Below are 18076 nucleotides of genomic sequence, written 5' to 3' on the forward strand. Positions count from 1 at the left end.
TTCAAAACATAAGGCACGGAGAGGCGCTGTAAAAGGCCGCTCAGATCACCGCGGTGAGGCCGACCGCCTCGATGCCCGCTTTTGCGGCAGCCGCATCATTGTCCGAACTGTCGCCGGTGACCCCCACCGCGCCCAGCGTCCGGCCCTTGGAATCCTTGACCAAAACGCCGCCCGGCACGGGGATCAGCTTGCCGCCAAACGCGCCGTTGGCGGCGGCGATGAAATAGGCCTGCGACTCGGCGCGCGCCATTTGTGCAGAGCCGGGCATGCCCAGCATCACCGCGCCATAGGCCTTGCCAAAGGCGATCTCGAACCGTCCCGGCGCCGCGCCATCCTGGCGCTCAAAGGCCTGCACATGGCCGCCCTCGTCCAGCACCACCACCGAAAGCGGCGCCATGCCCGCGTCCTTGCCTGCTTCCAGCGCCTTGCGGATGATGGTCCGCGCGCGGCTCAGCGAAATCCCTGCCATGTTGTAAGTCCTTCTTGTTGGTACGACGTGCGCCCGAAAGCGCCCGCCTCTTCCTCTTGGCGAAAATATCCTCGGGGGAGCCGAGGGGGCAGACAGCCCCCTCGTTCCAGCCCACGGTCTGGCGCGCCATAGAGGCGCGCCGCACGGATCAGCCCGCCTTCAGTTCCAGACGGCGCTTGTGCAGCACCGGCTCGGTGTAGCCCGAGGGCTGCACCCGGCCTTCGAAGACCAGATCGCAGGCGGCCTTATAGGCCACGGTGTCAAAGCCCGGAGCCATGGGAATATAGGCGGCATCCCCGGCGTTCTGACGGTCCACCACGGCGGCCATCTTCTCCATCACGGCGCGCACCTCTTCAGCCGAGACCACACCATGGTGCAGCCAGTTCGCGAGATGCTGCGAGGAGATGCGGCAGGTGGCGCGGTCTTCCATCAGGCCGACGTCGTGGATGTCCGGCACCTTCGAGCAGCCAACACCCTGATCGACCCAGCGCACCACATAGCCCAGAATGCCCTGCGCGTTGTTCTCGATCTCCTCGCGGATTTCCTCTTCCGACCAATTGGCGCCGGCGGCGACCGGGATGGTCAGCAGATCTTCGAGCGTGCCGCGCGGCCCGCCCTCGGCGATCTCGGCCTGCCGCGCCAGCACATCCACCATGTGGTAGTGCAGCGCGTGCAACGTGGCGGCGGTGGGCGACGGCACCCAGGCGCAGTTTGCCCCCGCCTTGGGATGACCGATCTTCGCCTCCAGCATGGCTTCCATCAGGTCGGGCATGGCCCACATTCCCTTGCCGATCTGCGCCTTGCCGCGCAGCCCGCAGGCCAGACCGATGTCGACGTTGCGGTCCTCGTAAGAGGCGATCCACGCGGTGCCCTTGATCTCGCCCTTGCGCAGCATCGGGCCCGCTTCCATCGCGGTGTGCATCTCGTCGCCGGTGCGGTCGAGGAAGCCGGTGTTGATGAAGGCAACGCGGTTCTTGGCGGCGCGGATGCACTCCTTGAGGTTCACCGAGGTGCGGCGCTCCTCATCCATGATGCCAAGCTTCACGGTGTATTGCGGCAGGCCGAGCGCTTCTTCGACAAAGCTGAAGATCTCATTGGCGAAAGCCACTTCTTCCGGCCCGTGCATCTTCGGCTTCACCACATAGACCGAGCCTTGGGTGGAGTTGCGCGGGCCGCTGTCCTTCGCCAGATCGTGCTTGGCGATGAGCGTGGTGATCATCGCGTCCATCAGACCCTCGAAGATCTCCGAGCCGTCTTTCAGCAGGATCGCCGGGTTGGTCATCAAGTGGCCGACATTGCGCACCAGCATCAGCGCGCGGCCCTTCAGCACCAACTCAGAGCCGTCCGGCGCGGTATAGCTGCGATCGCCGCTCAGCGTGCGGGTGACCTGCTTGCCGCCCTTCTCGAAGGTGTCCGACAGATCGCCCTTCATCAGGCCGAGCCAGTTGGTGTAGGCCAGCGTCTTCTCTTCGCCGTCGACGCAGGCCACCGAGTCCTCGCAGTCCATGATCGCCGAGATCGCCGATTCCATCAGCACATCGGCCAGCCCCGAGGCATCGTCCTTGCCGATGAAATGGCTACGGTCGATGACCAGCTCGACGTGCAGCGCGTTGTTGACCAGCAGCACCGCCTCCGGCGCGGATGCACCGCCGCGGAAGCCCGCGAATTGCTCCGGCTTGGCCAGAGGCTTGCCGCCCACCAGCAGCGCGCCGCCTTCGACGGTGTAGCCCGCCGCCTCGGCATGGCTGCCGCCCGCCACCGGGAAGTTCTCGTCGAGGAAGGCCTTGGCCTTGGCGACCACCTCTTTGCCGCGCGCCGCGTCAAAGCCGCCCTTCGCCGGGCTCGAGCCCATGGCGTCGGTGCCGTAGAAGGCATCATAGAGCGAGCCCCAGCGCGCGTTGGCCGCGTTCAACGCGTAACGCGCGTTGGTGATCGGCACCACCAGCTGCGGGCCGGGCACCGAGGCGAACTCGGGGTCGGTGTTCTCGGTCTCGATCTCGAAATCCGGGCCCTCGGGCAGCAGATAGCCGATCTCTTCGAGGAAGGCGGTATAGGGCACCATCTCGGGCTGGCCGGGGTTGGCCTTGTGCCATGCGTCGATCTTTTCCTGCAGCGCGTCGCGCTTGGCCAGCAGCGCCGCATTGCGCGGGCCGAATTCATGCGCCAGCTTCGAGAGCGCCGCCCAGAACGCATCGGCCTCGACGCCGCTGCCCGGCAGGGCCTGCTCTTCGACGAAATTGCACAGAACGGGGTCGATCTGCAGACCGTGGCGTTGAATACGCGCGCTCATGGGGAGCCTCCTTCGGAATCGTGGTTGCGACACGTTTAGGAAACAAGTTTCCGATAGGCAACACGCGTGGTCATATAAGCTAACCAAAATGGGCCTTCCCCCATAGGCTTTGCCAATACTCCCGCGCCGAAGCCCCGCCCCGCGCCCACCGCTAGATGGCTTTCATTGTTCCACAAATACGCAGCCCTGCCACCTGCCCGCCGCCCCAGCCCCTTCGCGACACCGCCGCCAGCGGAAGATTGCGTATTTTCAGAACAATGAAGGGCGCCCGCCGGAGCGCACGCCCTCATTTCATCTTTTCACAAATACTCAGTCCCGCCAGATCAGGCAGCACGCTCCTCGGCCTGCTGCAGCGCCCAAAGCTGTGCGTAGCGCCCGGCGCGCGCCAGCAGCGCCTCATGGGTGCCTTCCTCGACCACCTCGCCCTTTTCCAGCACGACGATGCGATCGGCATCGGCGATGGTCGACAGCCGGTGGGCGATGGTCAGCACCGTGCGCCCCTCACCGGCGCGGCGCAGCGCGGTCTGGATCGAGGCCTCGGTTTCGGTGTCGAGCGCCGATGTCGCCTCGTCGAGCAGCAGGATCGGCGGGTTCTTCAGCAGGGTCCGGGCGATGCCGACGCGCTGCTTCTCGCCGCCCGACAGCTTCAGTCCGCGCTCGCCGACCATCGTGTCATAGCCTTCGGGGAGCGAGGTGATGAACTCGTGGATCTGCGCCGATTTCGCCGCCGCGATCACCTCCGCCTCGCTGGCACCGCCGCGACCGTAGGCGATGTTGTAGCGGATGGTGTCGTTGAACAGCACCGTGTCCTGCGGCACCACGCCGATGGCGCCATGCAGGCTGTCTTGGGTCACGTCGCGCAGGTCCTGCCCGTCGATGCGGATCGCCCCGCCCGAGACGTCGTAGAAGCGGAACAGCAGCCGCCCGATGGTGGATTTGCCCGATCCCGACGGCCCCACCAGCGCGACGCTTTCGCCCGCGCCCACGGTCAGCGAAATGCCCTTGAGGATCTCGCGCTCTGGGTCATAGCCGAAGCGCAGGTGATCGAAGCTCACCTGCCCGCCCGAGACCTGCAGATCCGGCGCGCCGGGCTTGTCGGAGACCTCCGAGGGTTGATCCAGCAGGTCGAACATCTGCCCCATGTCGACGAGGCTCTGGCGGATCTCGCGGTAGACCGTGCCGAGGAAGTTCAGCGGCATGGTGATCTGGATCATATAGGCGTTGACCATGACGAAATCGCCGACAGTCAGATCGCCGTTCTGCACGCCGAGCGCCGCCATCACCATCACCGCCACCAGCCCGGAGTTGATGATCAGCGCCTGACCGAAGTTGAGCATGGCCAGCGAGGTCGCAGTCTTGACCGCAGCTTCCTCATAGCCTTGCATCGCCTGATCGTAGCGCGCAGCCTCGCGCGCCTCGGCGCCGAAGTATTTCACCGTCTCGAAGTTGAGCAGGCTGTCGATGGCCTTCTGGTTGGCATCGGTGTCCTGCGCGTTCATCTTGCGACGCAGGCGCACGCGCCATTCGGTCACCGCAAAGGTGAACCAGACGTAGAGCGCGATGGTCACCGCCACCACCGCCAGATACCACACGTCGAACAGCCAGAAGAGCACGATGCCGACGAGCAGAAGCTCGAGGATCAGCGGCCCGACCGAGAACAGCATGAAGCGCAGCAGAAACTCGACGCCCTTCACCCCGCGCTCGATGATCCGGCTCAGCCCGCCGGTCTTGCGGGTGATGTGATAGCGCAGCGAGAGCTTGTGGATGTGGGTGAAGGTCTCGAGCGCCAGCTTGCGCAGCGCGCGCTGGCCGACCTTGGCAAAGACCGCATCGCGCGCCTGCTGGAACGCGGCATTGAAGATGCGCGCCATACCATAGGCCAGCGTCAGCCCGACCGCGCCCAAGAGCAGCGTCGAGGCCTCGCCGCCCAGCTTGTCCACCGCCTGCTTGTAGAGCATCGGCGTGCCCACGGCGATCAGCTTGGCCGCGATCAGCATCAGCATCGCCAGCACCACGCGGCGTTTCACCCATGTCTGACCCTCAGGCCAGAGATAGGGGGCGACGCGGCGGATGGTGCGCAGCCCCGAGCGGCGCTCGGCGTCGGCGATGGCAGTTTGATCGGTCTCGGGAGGCATGGCTGGGCTCTCTTGGCTTGGCGGGTCCTGCCATTATCGCGTCGGGCGCACAAAGGCCAGTGCGGGGGCGTGCACAGTGGCCTGTGCGCTGCCGCCCGGTTCCTGGCCCATCAGCACTTCGGATCAGTCGGGGTGGATCAATTGGGCCGGATCAGTCAGGCCGGATCAGTCAGGGAAGTCGAAAATCTGCCCGGGGTAGATCAGGTTGGGATCGCGGATCTGCGTCTTGTTGGCCTCGAAGAGACGCACATAGGCCAGACCATCACCGTAGCGCTCGCGCGCGATGGCCCAGAGCGTATTGCCCGGCTGCACGGTGATCGCGGTCACTTCCTCGGCCTCGGTCAGCTCTTCGCTGGCGGCGGCGAGCTTTTCGACCGGCTCGCGGCGGAACGGGCTTTCGGCGCGCGCGGTGACCTCGCCGCTGTCATCCACCTGATCGACGCGCAGCGTATAGGTGCCCGCCTCGACGCCTGGCAGCGCCACTTGCCAGCGGCCGTCGTCCGCGACCTTGAGCGTGGTGATCGGGCTGTTGTCGAGATAGACCTGCAACATGGCATCGCCCCGGCCCCGGCCCGACAGCGCCACGCCGCCGGTCTCGTCATAGGTGATCGCATCGATGGCGACATTGCCCGGCTCCATGGGTGCCGCGCTTTGCATCACCTCGACGCCATCCGCATCTGACAGCAGCACTGTGGGCGCCGCCGTCACTGCGGGCTCGGCGCTGGCCAGTTCGGTCTCTGCCGCGCCCTCTGTGGTCTCGCCCTCGGCCACCTGATTTGCTCCGGCGGTTGGCGGCGTCAGGATGACTTCCTGCTCGGATTCCACCGCTTCGCCGTTCAGCATCATGCGCAGACGCAGCACCTGCGCCTCACCCGAGGCAGGCAGATCGAAGAACGCGGCGAAGCGCCCGTCGCTCCCGGCGCGGCTGGTGAGTTCCTCTTCGCCGTCGAGCAGCAGGGTCACCTCGGTGCCGGGCTCGGCACGGCCCGCCACGGTGATCAGCCCGCCCGGCTCGGCGCGCACGAGATCAAAGCTGGGCGCTGCGGTGACCGGCGCCGCCTCTGCGGTATCTGCGGTATCGGACGCGGGGTCGTCGCCCTGCGCGGTCCCCTTTGCAGCCTCATCGGGCGCGAGCAGAGCCACTTCGGTTTCTTCGGGGTCTGCGGGTGCGCCCTCAGCGGTCGTCTTTGCAGCGGCTGCGTCGGAACTTGCCGTTTCGTCTTGCGTCTCAGCCGTGGCCTCAGCGGCAGTCTCAGCGGCAGCGTCCCCCGATGCTGCCGTGATTTCCGCTGGTTGCGCGGCTGTGTTGTCTGTATCTGCCGCGCTGACCTCGGGCTCCGGCGCGGCGCTTTCGGCCACGGGTGTCGCTTCGGTCAGGCCCTGCGGCGGCTGTTGCGGGCCGATCACATCACTGACGTAGAGCGCGCCGATAACCGCGGCAGCACCCAGTCCGATCCAGACCCAATGTTTCTCGTTCATCTTTACATAATCCCAATCACGGCGCCCGTTTTCCTGTCCCTCACGAGCGCGGTTGAGAACCTATAACAATCCCGTTATCACCGGTCAAAACAGCATTTTTTTGGATTATCCACATGCCCGTCAAATCTGTCTGCATTTATTGCGGCTCGCGCCACGGTACCGCGCCCAGTTACACGGCAGCTGCCTCAATGCTTGGCACTTCCATTGCACAGCAAGGTTGGCGACTTGTCTACGGTGCAGGTGACGTTGGCCTGATGGGAGAGGTCGCGCGGGCCGCGCAAACCGCTGGCGGCGAGACCTTCGGGGTGATCCCCACCCACCTTCTGGCGCATGAAGTCGGCAAGACCGACCTCACCCGCTTCGTGATCACCGAGACCATGCACGAGCGCAAAAAAGTCATGCTGATGAATGCCGATGCGGTGGTTCTTATGCCCGGCGGCGCGGGCAGCCTCGACGAGTTCTTCGAGGCGCTGACATGGCGCCAGCTTGGGCTGCACGCCAAGCCGATCGTGCTGCTCGACACCGAAGGGTTCTGGGAGCCGCTGAAGGCACTGATGCAGCATGTGGTCGACAAAGGATTTGCCGAGGCCTCGCTGCTGGACTTCGTGCAGAGCGCCGACAGCCCCGAGGGGGTGATGGAGATCCTGCGCCAAGAGTTCACGTAACACATCACGCGAACTTTGACGCTTAAAGTAATGTTTTAAATAGGAAACGCCGCCATTAATGGCGGCGTTTTTTCTTGCGGAATTCGCCGAACCGATCAGGCCGGAGCGAATTCGTCGCGCAGCAGCTTCTCGATCTTGTCGAGCGGATGGTTGGTCAGGGTCTTGTCCAGTTCGGCCACGACCTTGTCCGAAACCTCCTTGTGCAGCTTGCTGCGCAGCTCGCCCAGCGTGGCGGGCGGCGCGACCAGAACGATGCGGTCGAACTTGCCCTTATGCGCCTGCTTGTAGAGGATATCGGCCAGATCATCGGCGAAGCGTTCCTTCGCCAGTTCGTGCCAATCGGTGTCGTCCACCGCGGATTTCTGGCCCGGCCCGCCATCGTGCATCCGCCCCGGACGGTTCGCAGATTGCTCGCGGTCCGAGGGGTTCTCCTGCTCTTCGATGCGCACGACGTTCAGATCGGGATCCTGCTCGTCCACATCGTTGCGCAGGAACAGCGCTTTTTCGCCGTCCGCGATCAAAACCCAAGTGCCATTGGTGAGAATCGCCATGGTCGTGCCTCCTTACACCTTTTCCTTGTCGCCGCTGCTGTCCTGATCCTGAGCCAGCGGCCGCGTCGCGCCCGCTGAGGTTTCATCGACACGCTTCTCCTCGTCGCGCGTCCCGACCTTGCGAGCCATTTCGCCGCCCTTGCGGCCTTCCTGTGCGTTGGCGCCCGGCGTGACCGGCTGACCGTCGAGGATTTCAGCGGTCTCGCTGCGCCCGTCCTGCGATCTCTTGCGTTCAGACATAGGGTCCTCCTTTTCTTCTGCTCCCACAACGCAAGGATGTGGGCCCGCGTTCCACCGGCCATCGCGCGCCGATCTCACGTCCGGTCACAGAAGCGCGGGACACAGCAAAACGCCCGGCCCCTCGTGAAGAGGCCGGGCGCTTCAGGCCCATCCGGGCCGCGTGCAATCAGGCGTGGATCAGAGCGACGCCTGGTAGATCTTGTCGATGTTGCTGCCCAAAAGCGCGTTGAACTCGTCGTCCGACTGCTTCTTCGACAGGCCCTCGGCCAGCGCACGGCTGAAAGAGGCGATCATCTTGGAGTTCTTCGACAGGCGCTCGCAGGCGTCATCGGTGGTGTAGCCGCCCGACAGGGCCACCACGCGCACCACGCGCGGGTGATCGGCCAGACCGTCGTAAAGGCCGGGCTTGCTGGGGATGGTCAGCTTGATCATCACGTCCTCGCCCTCGGCCAGAGTGTCGAGGTGCTTGGCCAGCGAGGCCTCGAGCAGCGCCTCGGCCTCTTCCTTGCTCTCGGAGTGGATGTTCACTTCCGGCTCGAGGATCGGCACCATGCCCGCTGCGATCACCATGCGGCCCACTTCGAACTGCTGCGCCACCACGGCCTCGATCCCTTCGGCATTCGCCTCGTGGATCACCGAGCGTTCCTTGGTGCCGAAGATGCCGAAGTTCTGCGCCGCGTCGTTCAGCAGGTCCTCGAGGCCGGGCATCGGCTTCATCACCTGCACGCCGTTCTCCTGATCCGCCAGACCCTTGTCGATCTTCAGGAAGGGCACCACGCCGCGCTTTTCCCACAGGTATTGCGCAGTCGGCAGACCGTCGATCTCGCCACGCATGGTGCGCTCGAACAGGATCGCGCCCAGCACTTTGTCAGAGGTGAACTCCGGCGCGGTGATGATGCGGGTGCGCATCTTGTGGATCTCGCCGAACATCTCCGCTTCGCCGTTATATTCGCTTTCCTCGACGCCGTATTGCAGCAGCGCTTTCGGGGTCGAGCCGCCGGACTGGTCGAGCGCGGCGATGAAGCCCTTGCCCGTTGCCATCTGGTCTTTTTGCTTTGCAAAAACGGCCTTGTCCTGTGCCATGGAAGATCCTCTTTAAGATCGTTAAAATTGCTTTGCCAAAGGCTTAGCCCAATCGCCGGGTATTGGATAGATCGAAGCCGCCGTTTAACGCTACCTTTAGCGCTAGCGGGCGGAGATGCGCAGCCAGATGCCGCTGCGCGCCCGCACGGTCAGAAAGGCCACCGGCTCGGGCGTCTTCTCGGGGACGATCTCGAGCTTCAAATCGCGCAGGATCAGCGACAGCAAAAGCACCCCTTCGACCATGGCAAACCCCGCGCCCGTGCAGACCCGCGGCCCGGCGGAAAACGGCATATAGGCCTCGCGCGCGCAGGTCTTGCCGTTCTCGGTGCCCCAGCGCGCCGGGTCGAAACCGTCGGGGTTGTCCCACAGCCGCTCATGCCGGTGCTGGTGCCACGGGCTCAGCACCACCTGCGCGCCCTTGGGCAGCTCGCGGTCGCGGAACCGCTCGGGACAACGCGTCTCGCGCACCATCATCGGCACCGGCGGATAAAGCCGCAAGGCCTCGCGGAACACGTCGCGCGACAGCCGCAGCTTGGCAATGTCGGAAAACTCCGGCGTATCGCCGAGAACCTGCGCCTCTGCCGCCAGCCGCTCTTGCCACTGGGGATGCGCCGCCACCAGCCACAGCGCCCAGGCCAGCGCCGAGGCCGAGGTTTCATGCCCGGCCAGAAAGAAGATCGCCACCTGATCCACCATTTCCGAGGTCGAGAAGGTCTCACCGGTCTGCGGATCGCGCGTGGTCATGATCTTGGTGGCCAGATCATCGGGCGCCCTGCCCGCCGCGATATCCGCCTGCCGCGCGGCGGTCAGCTCGGTGATCAGCCCGCGGATGCGCCGTGCCGCCGCCTTCGTCGAGGCGCGGTGAAACCGCGGCATCCAGCGCGGCAGCGGCAGAAAGGCGGCGAGGTTGAGAATGGGCTGGGTGCGCTGGTAGGCGCGGAACTCGTTAAACACCGCCTGCGCCACCTCATGCTCAATCGGCAGCGAAAACAGCGTGCGAAAGATCACATCGGCGGCCGCGTGGCTTGTGTGCGCCTCGATTTCGACCTCCGCGCCTGCATCAGCCTCTGCCCTGAGCCGTGCAAGCGCCGCCTGCGCCGCGTCCCACATGGCGGGATAGGTCTCCCGCAGCCGCCCGCCCTCGAACGCCGGGTCGATGATCCGCCGCTGACGCTGCCATGTCTCGCCATTGGTCAGAAAGACAGAATTTCCCAGCAGCGGTCGCAGCCCCTCGGCGATCCGTCCCGACTTGGGAAACTCCATCGGCCGGTCCTTCAGAACCGTTTTCACCAGATCCGGCTGGTTCACGAGATAAGAGCGGAAGAACGGCGTGCGAAACTCGGCCATCCACGCGCGGTAGAGCCGCGCGGGCTGGGCCGACAGCAGGTCGGCCCGAAAGAGCCGCAGGTAGCGCAGCAGCGAAACCCTGTCGGGCCGCGATTTCGGCTTCGGCGGGATCATGCGGCGCGGGCTGATGAACGTGTGGGCGCGGTCGAGGTGAAGCGGTTCACCGGCGCCTCCAGCCGGCTTGCCGAGGGCGGGCGCTGCGCATAGCGCGTGGCCAGCGTCAACGGCCCGGCGGTGATGCGGAAATAGTCATAATCGAGCGGCCTGTCGAAGGCGCAGAGATACTGGAAATGCAGCCGGAAGAAGCGCCAGCGCAGCTCTTTCCAGCGCGCGGGGCTGAGCGAGCGGGTGAATTGCGCCGAGAACACCAAGGGCCAGCGCTTGCCCTCGGGCGCGACGCCCGAGACCGCCACCGGATCGCAAAGCGCAAACGCGCAGCCATCGCCGGGCGCGGTCACATCGACCCAAGTCAGCTCGCCCCGCTGCGACAGATAGGCAAGATCGCCGCGCAGCCGCCATGCCTCGGGCAGGAAAGACACCATGGGCACCACCTGACCAAGGCTCAGAAACCCCAGCCGCGGCCCCTGCTCCGGCACGTTGCCCGACCGGATGAGATCGGCGAGGATCGACACCGCCAGATGCGCGCCGGAACTGTGGCCGACCACCAGTACCTCATCCACCTCGTCGCGCAGCGCCGCGGCGATGATCTCGCCGAATTGCGACAGCCGCGCTTCCAGCTCGGGCGGGTTGGCGCCGCGGTGACGGGCCGAATAGGCGTAATCATGGATGAGGTAATAGGCGAAGAACTTGCCGTCCTTGGCCTGAAACCAGCGCAGCAGCGCCCAGCCGAGCGCCAGCCCCGCCGCAGCGCCGATGAGCCGCGCGACGAGCCCCAGCAGCGGTTCCGCCAGCGCCGCGACGGCATAGACACCCCACGCCAGCAGCGCCGCGAGCAGCAGTTGCAGCAGCAGCATCGCCACCGGGTAAAGCGCCGCAATGACCGGCCCTTTGCGCAGCCGCATCAGGCGAAAGAGCGCGCGGGTGGAGATATACACCCAAGCCGTCCGCAGCAGTTGCAGGTAGGTGGCGGGAATGGAGTTGGACATGCTGCTGCGCACAATGTCGGACCAGACCAATACCTCGATCTCTGCCGACACCTCTGCGCCGTCCATCTCGGCCGCGACCTGCCAGCCGTAGGGGCTGCCGGGCGCCGCGCTCTGACCAGCGCTCTTGGGCTTGGGCTTCAGCGTCAGCGCATAGCCGGAGATCGCCGCCTGCGCCGCGCCCTCCTTGCGGTAAAGCTCACGGTAGCGGCGCGGATGGATCGGATCATAGCCGGGGATGTAGAACACCCGCCTGCGCCGCACCTCTGGCTGCCCGTCACTCATACCCCTGCCCTCACTGCTTATTGGACGATGCCTTTAGCAGCCCGCGAGGGCAAGAGTGAGGCAGCGGCAAGGCAGGCTTTCATCTTTCCCCAAATACTCATACGGCGCGCGCCGAAAGCGCCTCCGGCGGGAGTATTTTCCGAAAGATGAAACTGTCAGCCGAGCTGCCCAAGCGCCGGGAAGGTTTCCAGCAGCCAGAACGAGAACGCCGAGAAGGCCCCGGTCAGCAGCGCCAGACCGACGGCGATGAGCAGGACGCCCATGATCCGCTCGATGGTTTTCATATGGCGCTTCATGCGGTTCATCAGCCCCATCGCGCGGCTCAGGAACATCGCCGCCAGCAGGAACGGCAGCCCAAGGCCAAGCGCATAGACCCCCAAGAGCAGCGTGCCGCGCGCCACCGAGCTTTCGGTCGCCGCCAGCGACAGGATCGCGCCAAGCTGCGGGCCGATGCAGGGCGTCCAGCCAAAGGCGAAGGCGAGCCCCAGCAGATAGGCGCCGAAGGCCGAGCCCCCGGCCTCGCCGGTGTCGAGCCGCGCCTCGCGGTCGAGGAAGGGAATGCGGAAGACATGCAGGAAATGCAGCCCGAAGACGATCACCACGACGCCCGAGATACGCGCCAGAAGCAGCTGGTTCTGCAAAAAGAACGTGCCCAGCCAAGACGCGGTGAACCCCAGCAGGATGAACACCGTCGACAGCCCGAGCACGAAAAACAGCGCCGCGATGAAGGCGCGCCAGCGGGCGCTGCCACCGGCCTGCATCTCCTGCAGGCTCACGCCCGACATGAAGGCCAGATAGGGCGGCACGATAGGCAGCACGCAGGGGCTGAGAAAAGAAATCACGCCCCCGAAAAGCGCCACGAGCATGGCGGGGAGCAGGCTTGCGTCAATGATCTCAATTCCGAACATGCCACCCGAATAGGCGATCGCGCCTGCCGCGTCATCAGACAGCTTGTCACGTCTGCGTTGCCGCAGGCGCTCTGATGTTACAGAGCCACGGCTTCACGCGCGGTACGGATGAACGAAAAACGCCCCGGCGCGAGCACCGGGGCGTTCTTATCTGTCTTGCGGAACTATCCTGCGCTCCGGCGTCGCCTCAGCGGCTCCACCAGCCGCGACGCTTGGGCTTCGGCGCCTCTTCCTGAACCGGCTCTGCCGAGACGGGCTCGGGTTCCGGTTGCGGTTCCGGCGCGGGCTCCGGTTGGGGCTCAGGCTCAGCGGGCGTTTCCGCAACCGGCGCCTCTTCGGCGGGTGCTTCGGGCGCAGCCTCGGCCTGCGGCTCGACCGGAGCTTCGGCGGCGGGCGCCTCGCTTACCGGCTCGGGCGCGGCTTCGACCTCGGTCGCCACCGGCTCTTCGCTCACCGCAGGTGCCACCTCTTCCGCCGTAGCCTCGGGCGCAGGCGCAGCAGCAGCTTCGGCCGGAGCTTCAACAGCGGCCTCTGCAGGTGCTTCTGTCGCTTCGGGCTCGGCCTTCTTGCGGCTGCGCGAGCGGCGGGTGCGCTTGGGCTTCTCGGCGGGCGCCTCTTCGGCAGCAGGCGCCTCAGTGGGGGCCTCGGTGGAGCCTGCCTCTGCCGGCGCCTCCTCCGTCGCAGCTCCCGTCGCAGCTTCCGCCGTTTCGGTCACCGTTTCAGCAGCGGCAGCTTCGGAGACTTCGGCCGGAGTGGCGTCATTGCCCTCGCCGTTGTCCTCACCATTCTCACCGGTCTCACCGTTCTGCGCGTCCTTGTTCTTCGAACGCGAGCGGCGGCGGCGGCGGCGGCGCTTCTTCGGCTTGCCGTCACCGTCTTCGGATCCGTTGCCGTTCTCGCCGTTGCCGTCGCTGGAGGAGTTGTCTTCGGCCTGATCTTCGCTCTGCGTTTCGAGCTGATCCTCGTCCTCGTCTTCCTCGGCGGCCACGTCTTCGTCGACCTGATCCATCAGCGAGGCGGTGGCCGAGACCACCGGCGCGACCACTTCGGGCACGTTGCGCGTGGCGGTCTTGAACTTCTCCATGGTGAAGTCGGGGCTGACGAGGTGCAGATCACCCTCGATGCGCACGGCCATGCCGTAGCGCGCCTCGATCTGAGCCACATGCTCGCGCTTCTGGTTCATCAGGTAGTTGGCGATGCCCACCGGGCATTTCACCAGCACCTCACGCGAGCGGCGGCGCACGCCCTCTTCCTCGACCTGACGCAGGATGTTCAGCGCCATATTGTCATCCGAGCGGATGAGGCCGGTGCCGTGGCAGGCCGCGCAGGGCTGCGTGGTGGCCTCGATCATGCCCGGGCGCAGACGCTGACGCGACATCTCCAGCAGGCCGAAGCCCGAGATGCGGCCAACCTGAATGCGGGCACGGTCGGTCTTGAGCTTGTCTTTCAGCTTCTTCTCGACGGCGGCGTTGTTCTTGCGCTCTTCCATGTCGATGAAGTCGATGACGATGAGGCCCGCGAGGTCGCGCAGACGCAGCTGACGCGCCACTTCCTCGGCGGCCTCGAGGTTGGTCTTGAGCGCCGTCTCCTCGATCGAGCCTTCCTTGGTGGCCCGGCCCGAGTTCACGTCGATCGCCACCAGCGCCTCGGTCACACCGATCACGATGTAGCCGCCGGATTTCAGCTGGACCGTCGGGTTGAACATGCCCGCGAGGTAGCTTTCGACCTGATAGCGCGCGAACAGCGGCATCGGGTCGAGGTAGTGTTTCACGTTCTTCGCGTGGGACGGCATGATCATCTTCATGAAGTCCTTGGCGATGCGGTAGCCGCGCTCGCCTTCCACGTGAACTTCGTCGATCTCGCGGTTGTAGAGGTCGCGGATCGAGCGCTTGATGAGGTCGCCCTCTTCGTAAATCTTCGCCGGCGCGACCGACTTCAGCGTCAGCTCGCGGATCTGCTCCCAGAGGCGCTGCAGGTATTCATAGTCGCGCTTGATCTCGGTCTTGGTGCGCTTGGCGCCCGCGGTGCGGATGATCAGACCGGCGCCCTTGGGCACGTCGATGGTCTGCGCGATCTCCTTGAGCTTCGAGCGGTCGGCGGCATTGGTGATCTTGCGCGAGATGCCGCCGCCACGGGCGGTGTTGGGCATCAGCACGCAATAGCGGCCTGCAAGCGACAGATAGGTGGTGAGCGCCGCGCCCTTGTTGCCGCGCTCTTCCTTGACGACCTGCACCAGAAGGATCTGGCGGACCTTGATGACTTCCTGGATCTTGTACTTGCGCGGACGCGGCTTGCGCGCCGGGCGGATGTCTTCCTCGGTGTCGTCGTCGGCGACCAACTCGATGCTGTCGTCGGCTTTCGAAGAGCCAACGTGATCGTCGTCATGATCCTCGTCGTCGTCTTCGACCGGCGCCTTGGCTTCGGTCTCGGGCGCGCCTGCGTCCGTCTCCGGGGTGCCCACCACCTCGGCCTCTGCCGCGGCGCTGTCCGCTTCATTGCTGTCGTTCGGCTCTTCGACCGGGGTCTCGGCCACGGTCTCCATCGGCGACAGGCCTTCGCCCTCGCCCGGCTCGACGGTGTCGTCGCCGAGGTCAATGGTCTCCATGCCCGAAATGCCGGTCGACACTTCGGACACTTCGCCGGTCACCGTCTTGTCGTCGGTGCTGGCCTTCTCGGCCTTGCTGCGCGAGCGCGAACGACGGGTGCGCGAGCGCGAGGATTTCGAGCGCGACTTTTCCTTGTCGTCGTCATCATCCTCGGCGGCGAGTGCAGCCTCTTCCTCCATCAGCGCCTGACGGTCGGCGACGGGGATCTGGTAATAATCGGGGTGGATCTCGGAAAACGCGAGGAACCCGTGGCGGTTGCCGCCGTAGTCCACGAAAGCGGCCTGAAGCGACGGCTCGACCCGCGTGACTTTCGCGAGATAGATATTGCCTGCTAGTTGGCGCTTGTTTTCCGATTCAAAGTCGAATTCCTCGACCTTGTTTCCGTCGACCACCACAACGCGGGTCTCTTCCGCGTGGGTGGCATCGATGAGCATTTTCTTTGCCATGTTTTCCGTATGCACGGCACATGCGCCAAGGGCCCGGGCGGAGCCGGGCTGCGTGGTGATGTGGCGTGGCTTGTCTGGGCGCTGAGCGGCGCGCAGGCACGGGAAGACAATCTGTCTTCGCCCGGGTGCCTCACTTGCGTCGCGCGCGTCATCGCGTTTCTTCTCCGACACCCTCGCCGCGGATCGCGCCTTGGTGCCTTGTTGCGGCCCGGAGCGTTGGATGTCCGGACGGTGTACTCGGCCTTGCGGCCTGATCGGTCTGCCCGGGGTCCCTGTACGGACGGCTCCGGAGCAGCGAAACTCTTTGGCTTTTCACGAAACTGCAGCGCGGCTATCGGCTGTGGATAACCATGTGCGAAACGCAATTGCCTAACAGGTAGCATAGGGGCATCGCAGCCCCAATGACAATATCCAATATGACGCGCGCATGAATTCCCCATCCCTTTGCCCGATGGCTGCACAAAGCCCGCCAGACGTCCCCTCTCCCGGCTTTCATTGTTCCCCAAATACGCAGCGACACGCCGCGCCCTCCGCTCGAGTCTCATCGCGCCCTTCGCCGCGCGCCCACCTGCATTTGGTATACCATTTATATTGACCTTGCGTCGCGCAGGGTATTCAACTCGTCCGGGTGGCCCGGGCACGCAGGCTCGCGCCAAGACGAGGAGGACATGATGACAGGAAGAAACAGGCTCAAGGCGCGGCTCAAGGCCGGCGAGACGGTGACCGCCGCATGGTTCGAGCTGGGCTCGCCAGAGGTGGCCGAACTGCTGGTCTACAGCGGCTGGGACGTGCTGGTGATCGACTGCGAACACGGCAGCGCCGGGCTTGAGGCGGGGCTGAACCTGCTGCGCGCGGTGGAAGGGGCTGGCGGCGAGGCGGTGATCCGCGTGCCTGACTCTTCGGAGGCGACGCTGAAACGGGCGCTCGACCGCGGCGCGCGCTCGATCATGGTGCCGATGGTGCATACCGCCAAGATGGCGCGCGAGATTGCTTCTTTCTGCCTATACGCGCCGCGCGGCCGCCGCGGCTATGCCGCGCCCATCGTGCGCGCCACCAATTGGGGCAACCTGCCCGGCTATGCCGCCACCGCGCACGAAGAACTGCTGATCATGGCGCAGGTCGAACATGTGGACACGGTGGCCGAGGTCGAGGAGATCGCCGGGATCGAGGGCATCGACATGGCCTTCGTCGGCCCCAATGATTTCGCCGCTTCGATGAACCATCTTGAGGACATGGATCACCCCGACGTGCGCGCCAAGATCGAAGAGGTCGAGCGCAGCGCGACCGCGAATGGCCTGATGCTGGGCACGATCACCGGCGTCGCCGGTCCGGGGCGCAGCTATTCGGAACTGCGCGACGCGGGCTATGGCTTCATCGTTGGCCCCAATGACGTCGGCCTGCTGGCCGAGGCCGCCCGCGCCGCGAAGGCGCAGGCCGCCAAAGAGCTGGGCGAGGAGACCGGTGAGGCCGCCCCGCTGCCGTCTTACTGATCAGTCGAAGGCCTTCAGGCGCTTGATCAGGGCGGAGGTGTCCCAACGGCCGCCGCCCATCGCCTGAACGTCCTTATAGAACTGGTCCACAAGCGCCGTCACCGGCAGCGAGGCGCCGATCTCGTCGCCGGTGGCAAGGCAGATGCCAAGGTCCTTGCGCATCCAGTCCACCGCGAAGCCATGGTCGAACTTGTCGTCCAGCATGGTCTCGAAACGGTTCACCATCTGCCACGACCCGGCTGCGCCGCCGCCGATCACCTCGACCACCTCGCGGCCATCGATGCCCGCCTTTTCGGCAAAGGCCAGACCTTCCGACAGGCCCTGCACCAGCCCGGCGATGCAGATCTGATTGACCATTTTGCACAGCTGCCCCGCGCCGCTCTCGCCAAGGCGCTTGCAGAGCTTGGCATAGGCGTCGATCACCGACGCCGCGGCGTCGTAATGCGCCTGCTCGCCGCCGCACATCACCACCAGCTGGCCATTCTCGGCCCCCGCCTGCCCGCCAGAGACCGGCGCGTCGACAAAACCAAGGCCCTTTTCCGCGGCGATCGCCGACAGCTCGGTGGTCACCATCGAGGACACGGTGGTGTGATCGACAAAGATCGCCCCCGGTTTCATGCCCGCAAAGGCGCCCTCCTCGCCGGTACAGACGGCGCGCAGATCATCGTCATTGCCGACGCAAGCCATGATGAAATCGGCGCCTTCTGCCGCCTCGCGCGGCGTCGCGGCGCTGGCGCCCCCGAACTCTGCCACCCATTTTTCGGCCTTTGCAGCGGTGCGATTGTAGACCGTTACCTCGTGACCGGCCTTGGTCATATGTCCGGCCATCGGATAGCCCATCACACCCAGACCCAGGAATGCGCATTTCGCCATGGATCAACCTCCTGTTACGATTGTCGTTGCGGGAGTTGTCGCGCCTCACCCAGCCCTTGGCAAGGGGGCGGGTCTTGGGTAAGCCCGACGAAAGCCGAAAGACGCG

General features: G+C 65.3%; 14 protein-coding genes. 2 read left to right on the plus strand and 12 right to left on the minus strand.

Features of this window, described 5'->3' with window-relative positions; translation table 11 throughout:
- Nucleotides 1-40: 40 nt before the first annotated feature.
- The 4 genes from ACXAD2_RS19220 to ACXAD2_RS19235 form a co-directional block, all read right to left on the minus strand.
- Entirely contained in the window at nucleotides 41-469 is a 429-nt protein-coding gene (locus ACXAD2_RS19220; protein ID WP_066100327.1) for a GlcG/HbpS family heme-binding protein, read from the minus strand.
- Nucleotides 470-617: 148 nt separating this feature from the next.
- A complete protein-coding gene (locus ACXAD2_RS19225) occupies nucleotides 618-2759 on the minus strand; it encodes a malate synthase G (protein ID WP_475173127.1) in 2142 nt (713 codons plus the stop codon).
- Between the two features lie 323 nt (nucleotides 2760-3082).
- Entirely contained in the window at nucleotides 3083-4894 is a 1812-nt protein-coding gene (locus ACXAD2_RS19230; protein WP_475173130.1) for an ABCB family ABC transporter ATP-binding protein/permease, read from the minus strand.
- Between the two features lie 165 nt (nucleotides 4895-5059).
- Nucleotides 5060-6373, minus strand: coding sequence for a LysM peptidoglycan-binding domain-containing protein (locus ACXAD2_RS19235; RefSeq protein WP_475173134.1), 1314 nt, complete (start codon nucleotides 6371-6373; stop codon nucleotides 5060-5062).
- Between the two features lie 113 nt (nucleotides 6374-6486).
- On the opposite strand from ACXAD2_RS19235, the gene ACXAD2_RS19240 reads away from it, so the two are divergent.
- Nucleotides 6487-7038 (plus strand): LOG family protein, encoded by a 552-nt coding sequence (locus tag ACXAD2_RS19240; protein ID WP_066100342.1) that lies wholly within the window; start codon nucleotides 6487-6489, stop codon nucleotides 7036-7038.
- Nucleotides 7039-7133: 95 nt separating this feature from the next.
- Here the strand turns inward: ACXAD2_RS19240 and ACXAD2_RS19245 are convergent, their stop codons facing one another.
- The 7 genes from ACXAD2_RS19245 to ACXAD2_RS19275 form a co-directional block, all read right to left on the minus strand.
- Entirely contained in the window at nucleotides 7134-7589 is a 456-nt protein-coding gene (locus tag ACXAD2_RS19245; RefSeq protein ID WP_475173140.1) for a baeRF12 domain-containing protein, read from the minus strand.
- A 12-nt stretch (nucleotides 7590-7601) separates the two neighbouring features.
- The gene (locus tag ACXAD2_RS19250) at nucleotides 7602-7829 is read right to left on the minus strand and encodes a hypothetical protein (protein WP_475173144.1); all 228 of its coding nucleotides are present in this window, start codon (nucleotides 7827-7829) and stop codon (nucleotides 7602-7604) included.
- A gap of 177 nt (nucleotides 7830-8006) precedes the next feature.
- A complete protein-coding gene (locus ACXAD2_RS19255; protein ID WP_475173148.1) occupies nucleotides 8007-8912 on the minus strand; it encodes a fructose bisphosphate aldolase in 906 nt (301 codons plus the stop codon).
- Nucleotides 8913-9014: 102 nt separating this feature from the next.
- Complete coding sequence (locus ACXAD2_RS19260; RefSeq protein WP_475173154.1) at nucleotides 9015-10373, minus strand: cytochrome P450; 1359 nt, start codon at nucleotides 10371-10373, stop codon at nucleotides 9015-9017.
- Nucleotides 10370-11647, minus strand: coding sequence for a hypothetical protein (locus ACXAD2_RS19265; protein ID WP_475173159.1), 1278 nt, complete (start codon nucleotides 11645-11647; stop codon nucleotides 10370-10372). The genes ACXAD2_RS19260 and ACXAD2_RS19265 overlap by 4 nt, the downstream gene beginning before the upstream one ends.
- 155 nt (nucleotides 11648-11802) lie before the next feature.
- Nucleotides 11803-12555: a cytochrome c biogenesis CcdA family protein gene (locus ACXAD2_RS19270; RefSeq protein WP_066100359.1), complete on the minus strand. Its 753-nt coding sequence runs from the start codon at nucleotides 12553-12555 to the stop codon at nucleotides 11803-11805.
- Between the two features lie 187 nt (nucleotides 12556-12742).
- Complete coding sequence (locus ACXAD2_RS19275; RefSeq protein ID WP_475173165.1) at nucleotides 12743-15607, minus strand: Rne/Rng family ribonuclease; 2865 nt, start codon at nucleotides 15605-15607, stop codon at nucleotides 12743-12745.
- Nucleotides 15608-16278: 671 nt separating this feature from the next.
- Here ACXAD2_RS19275 and ACXAD2_RS19280 point away from each other — a divergent pair.
- Nucleotides 16279-17097, plus strand: a complete 819-nt coding sequence (locus ACXAD2_RS19280) for an HpcH/HpaI aldolase family protein (protein ID WP_475173167.1) — start codon at nucleotides 16279-16281, stop codon at nucleotides 17095-17097.
- Here ACXAD2_RS19280 and ACXAD2_RS19285 read toward each other — a convergent pair whose 3' ends face one another.
- Nucleotides 17098-17970 (minus strand): NAD(P)-dependent oxidoreductase, encoded by an 873-nt coding sequence (locus ACXAD2_RS19285; protein ID WP_475173169.1) that lies wholly within the window; start codon nucleotides 17968-17970, stop codon nucleotides 17098-17100.
- Nucleotides 17971-18076: the final 106 nt, after the last annotated feature.

The sequence above is a fragment of the Salipiger sp. ABN3_019 genome, assembly GCF_056158605.1.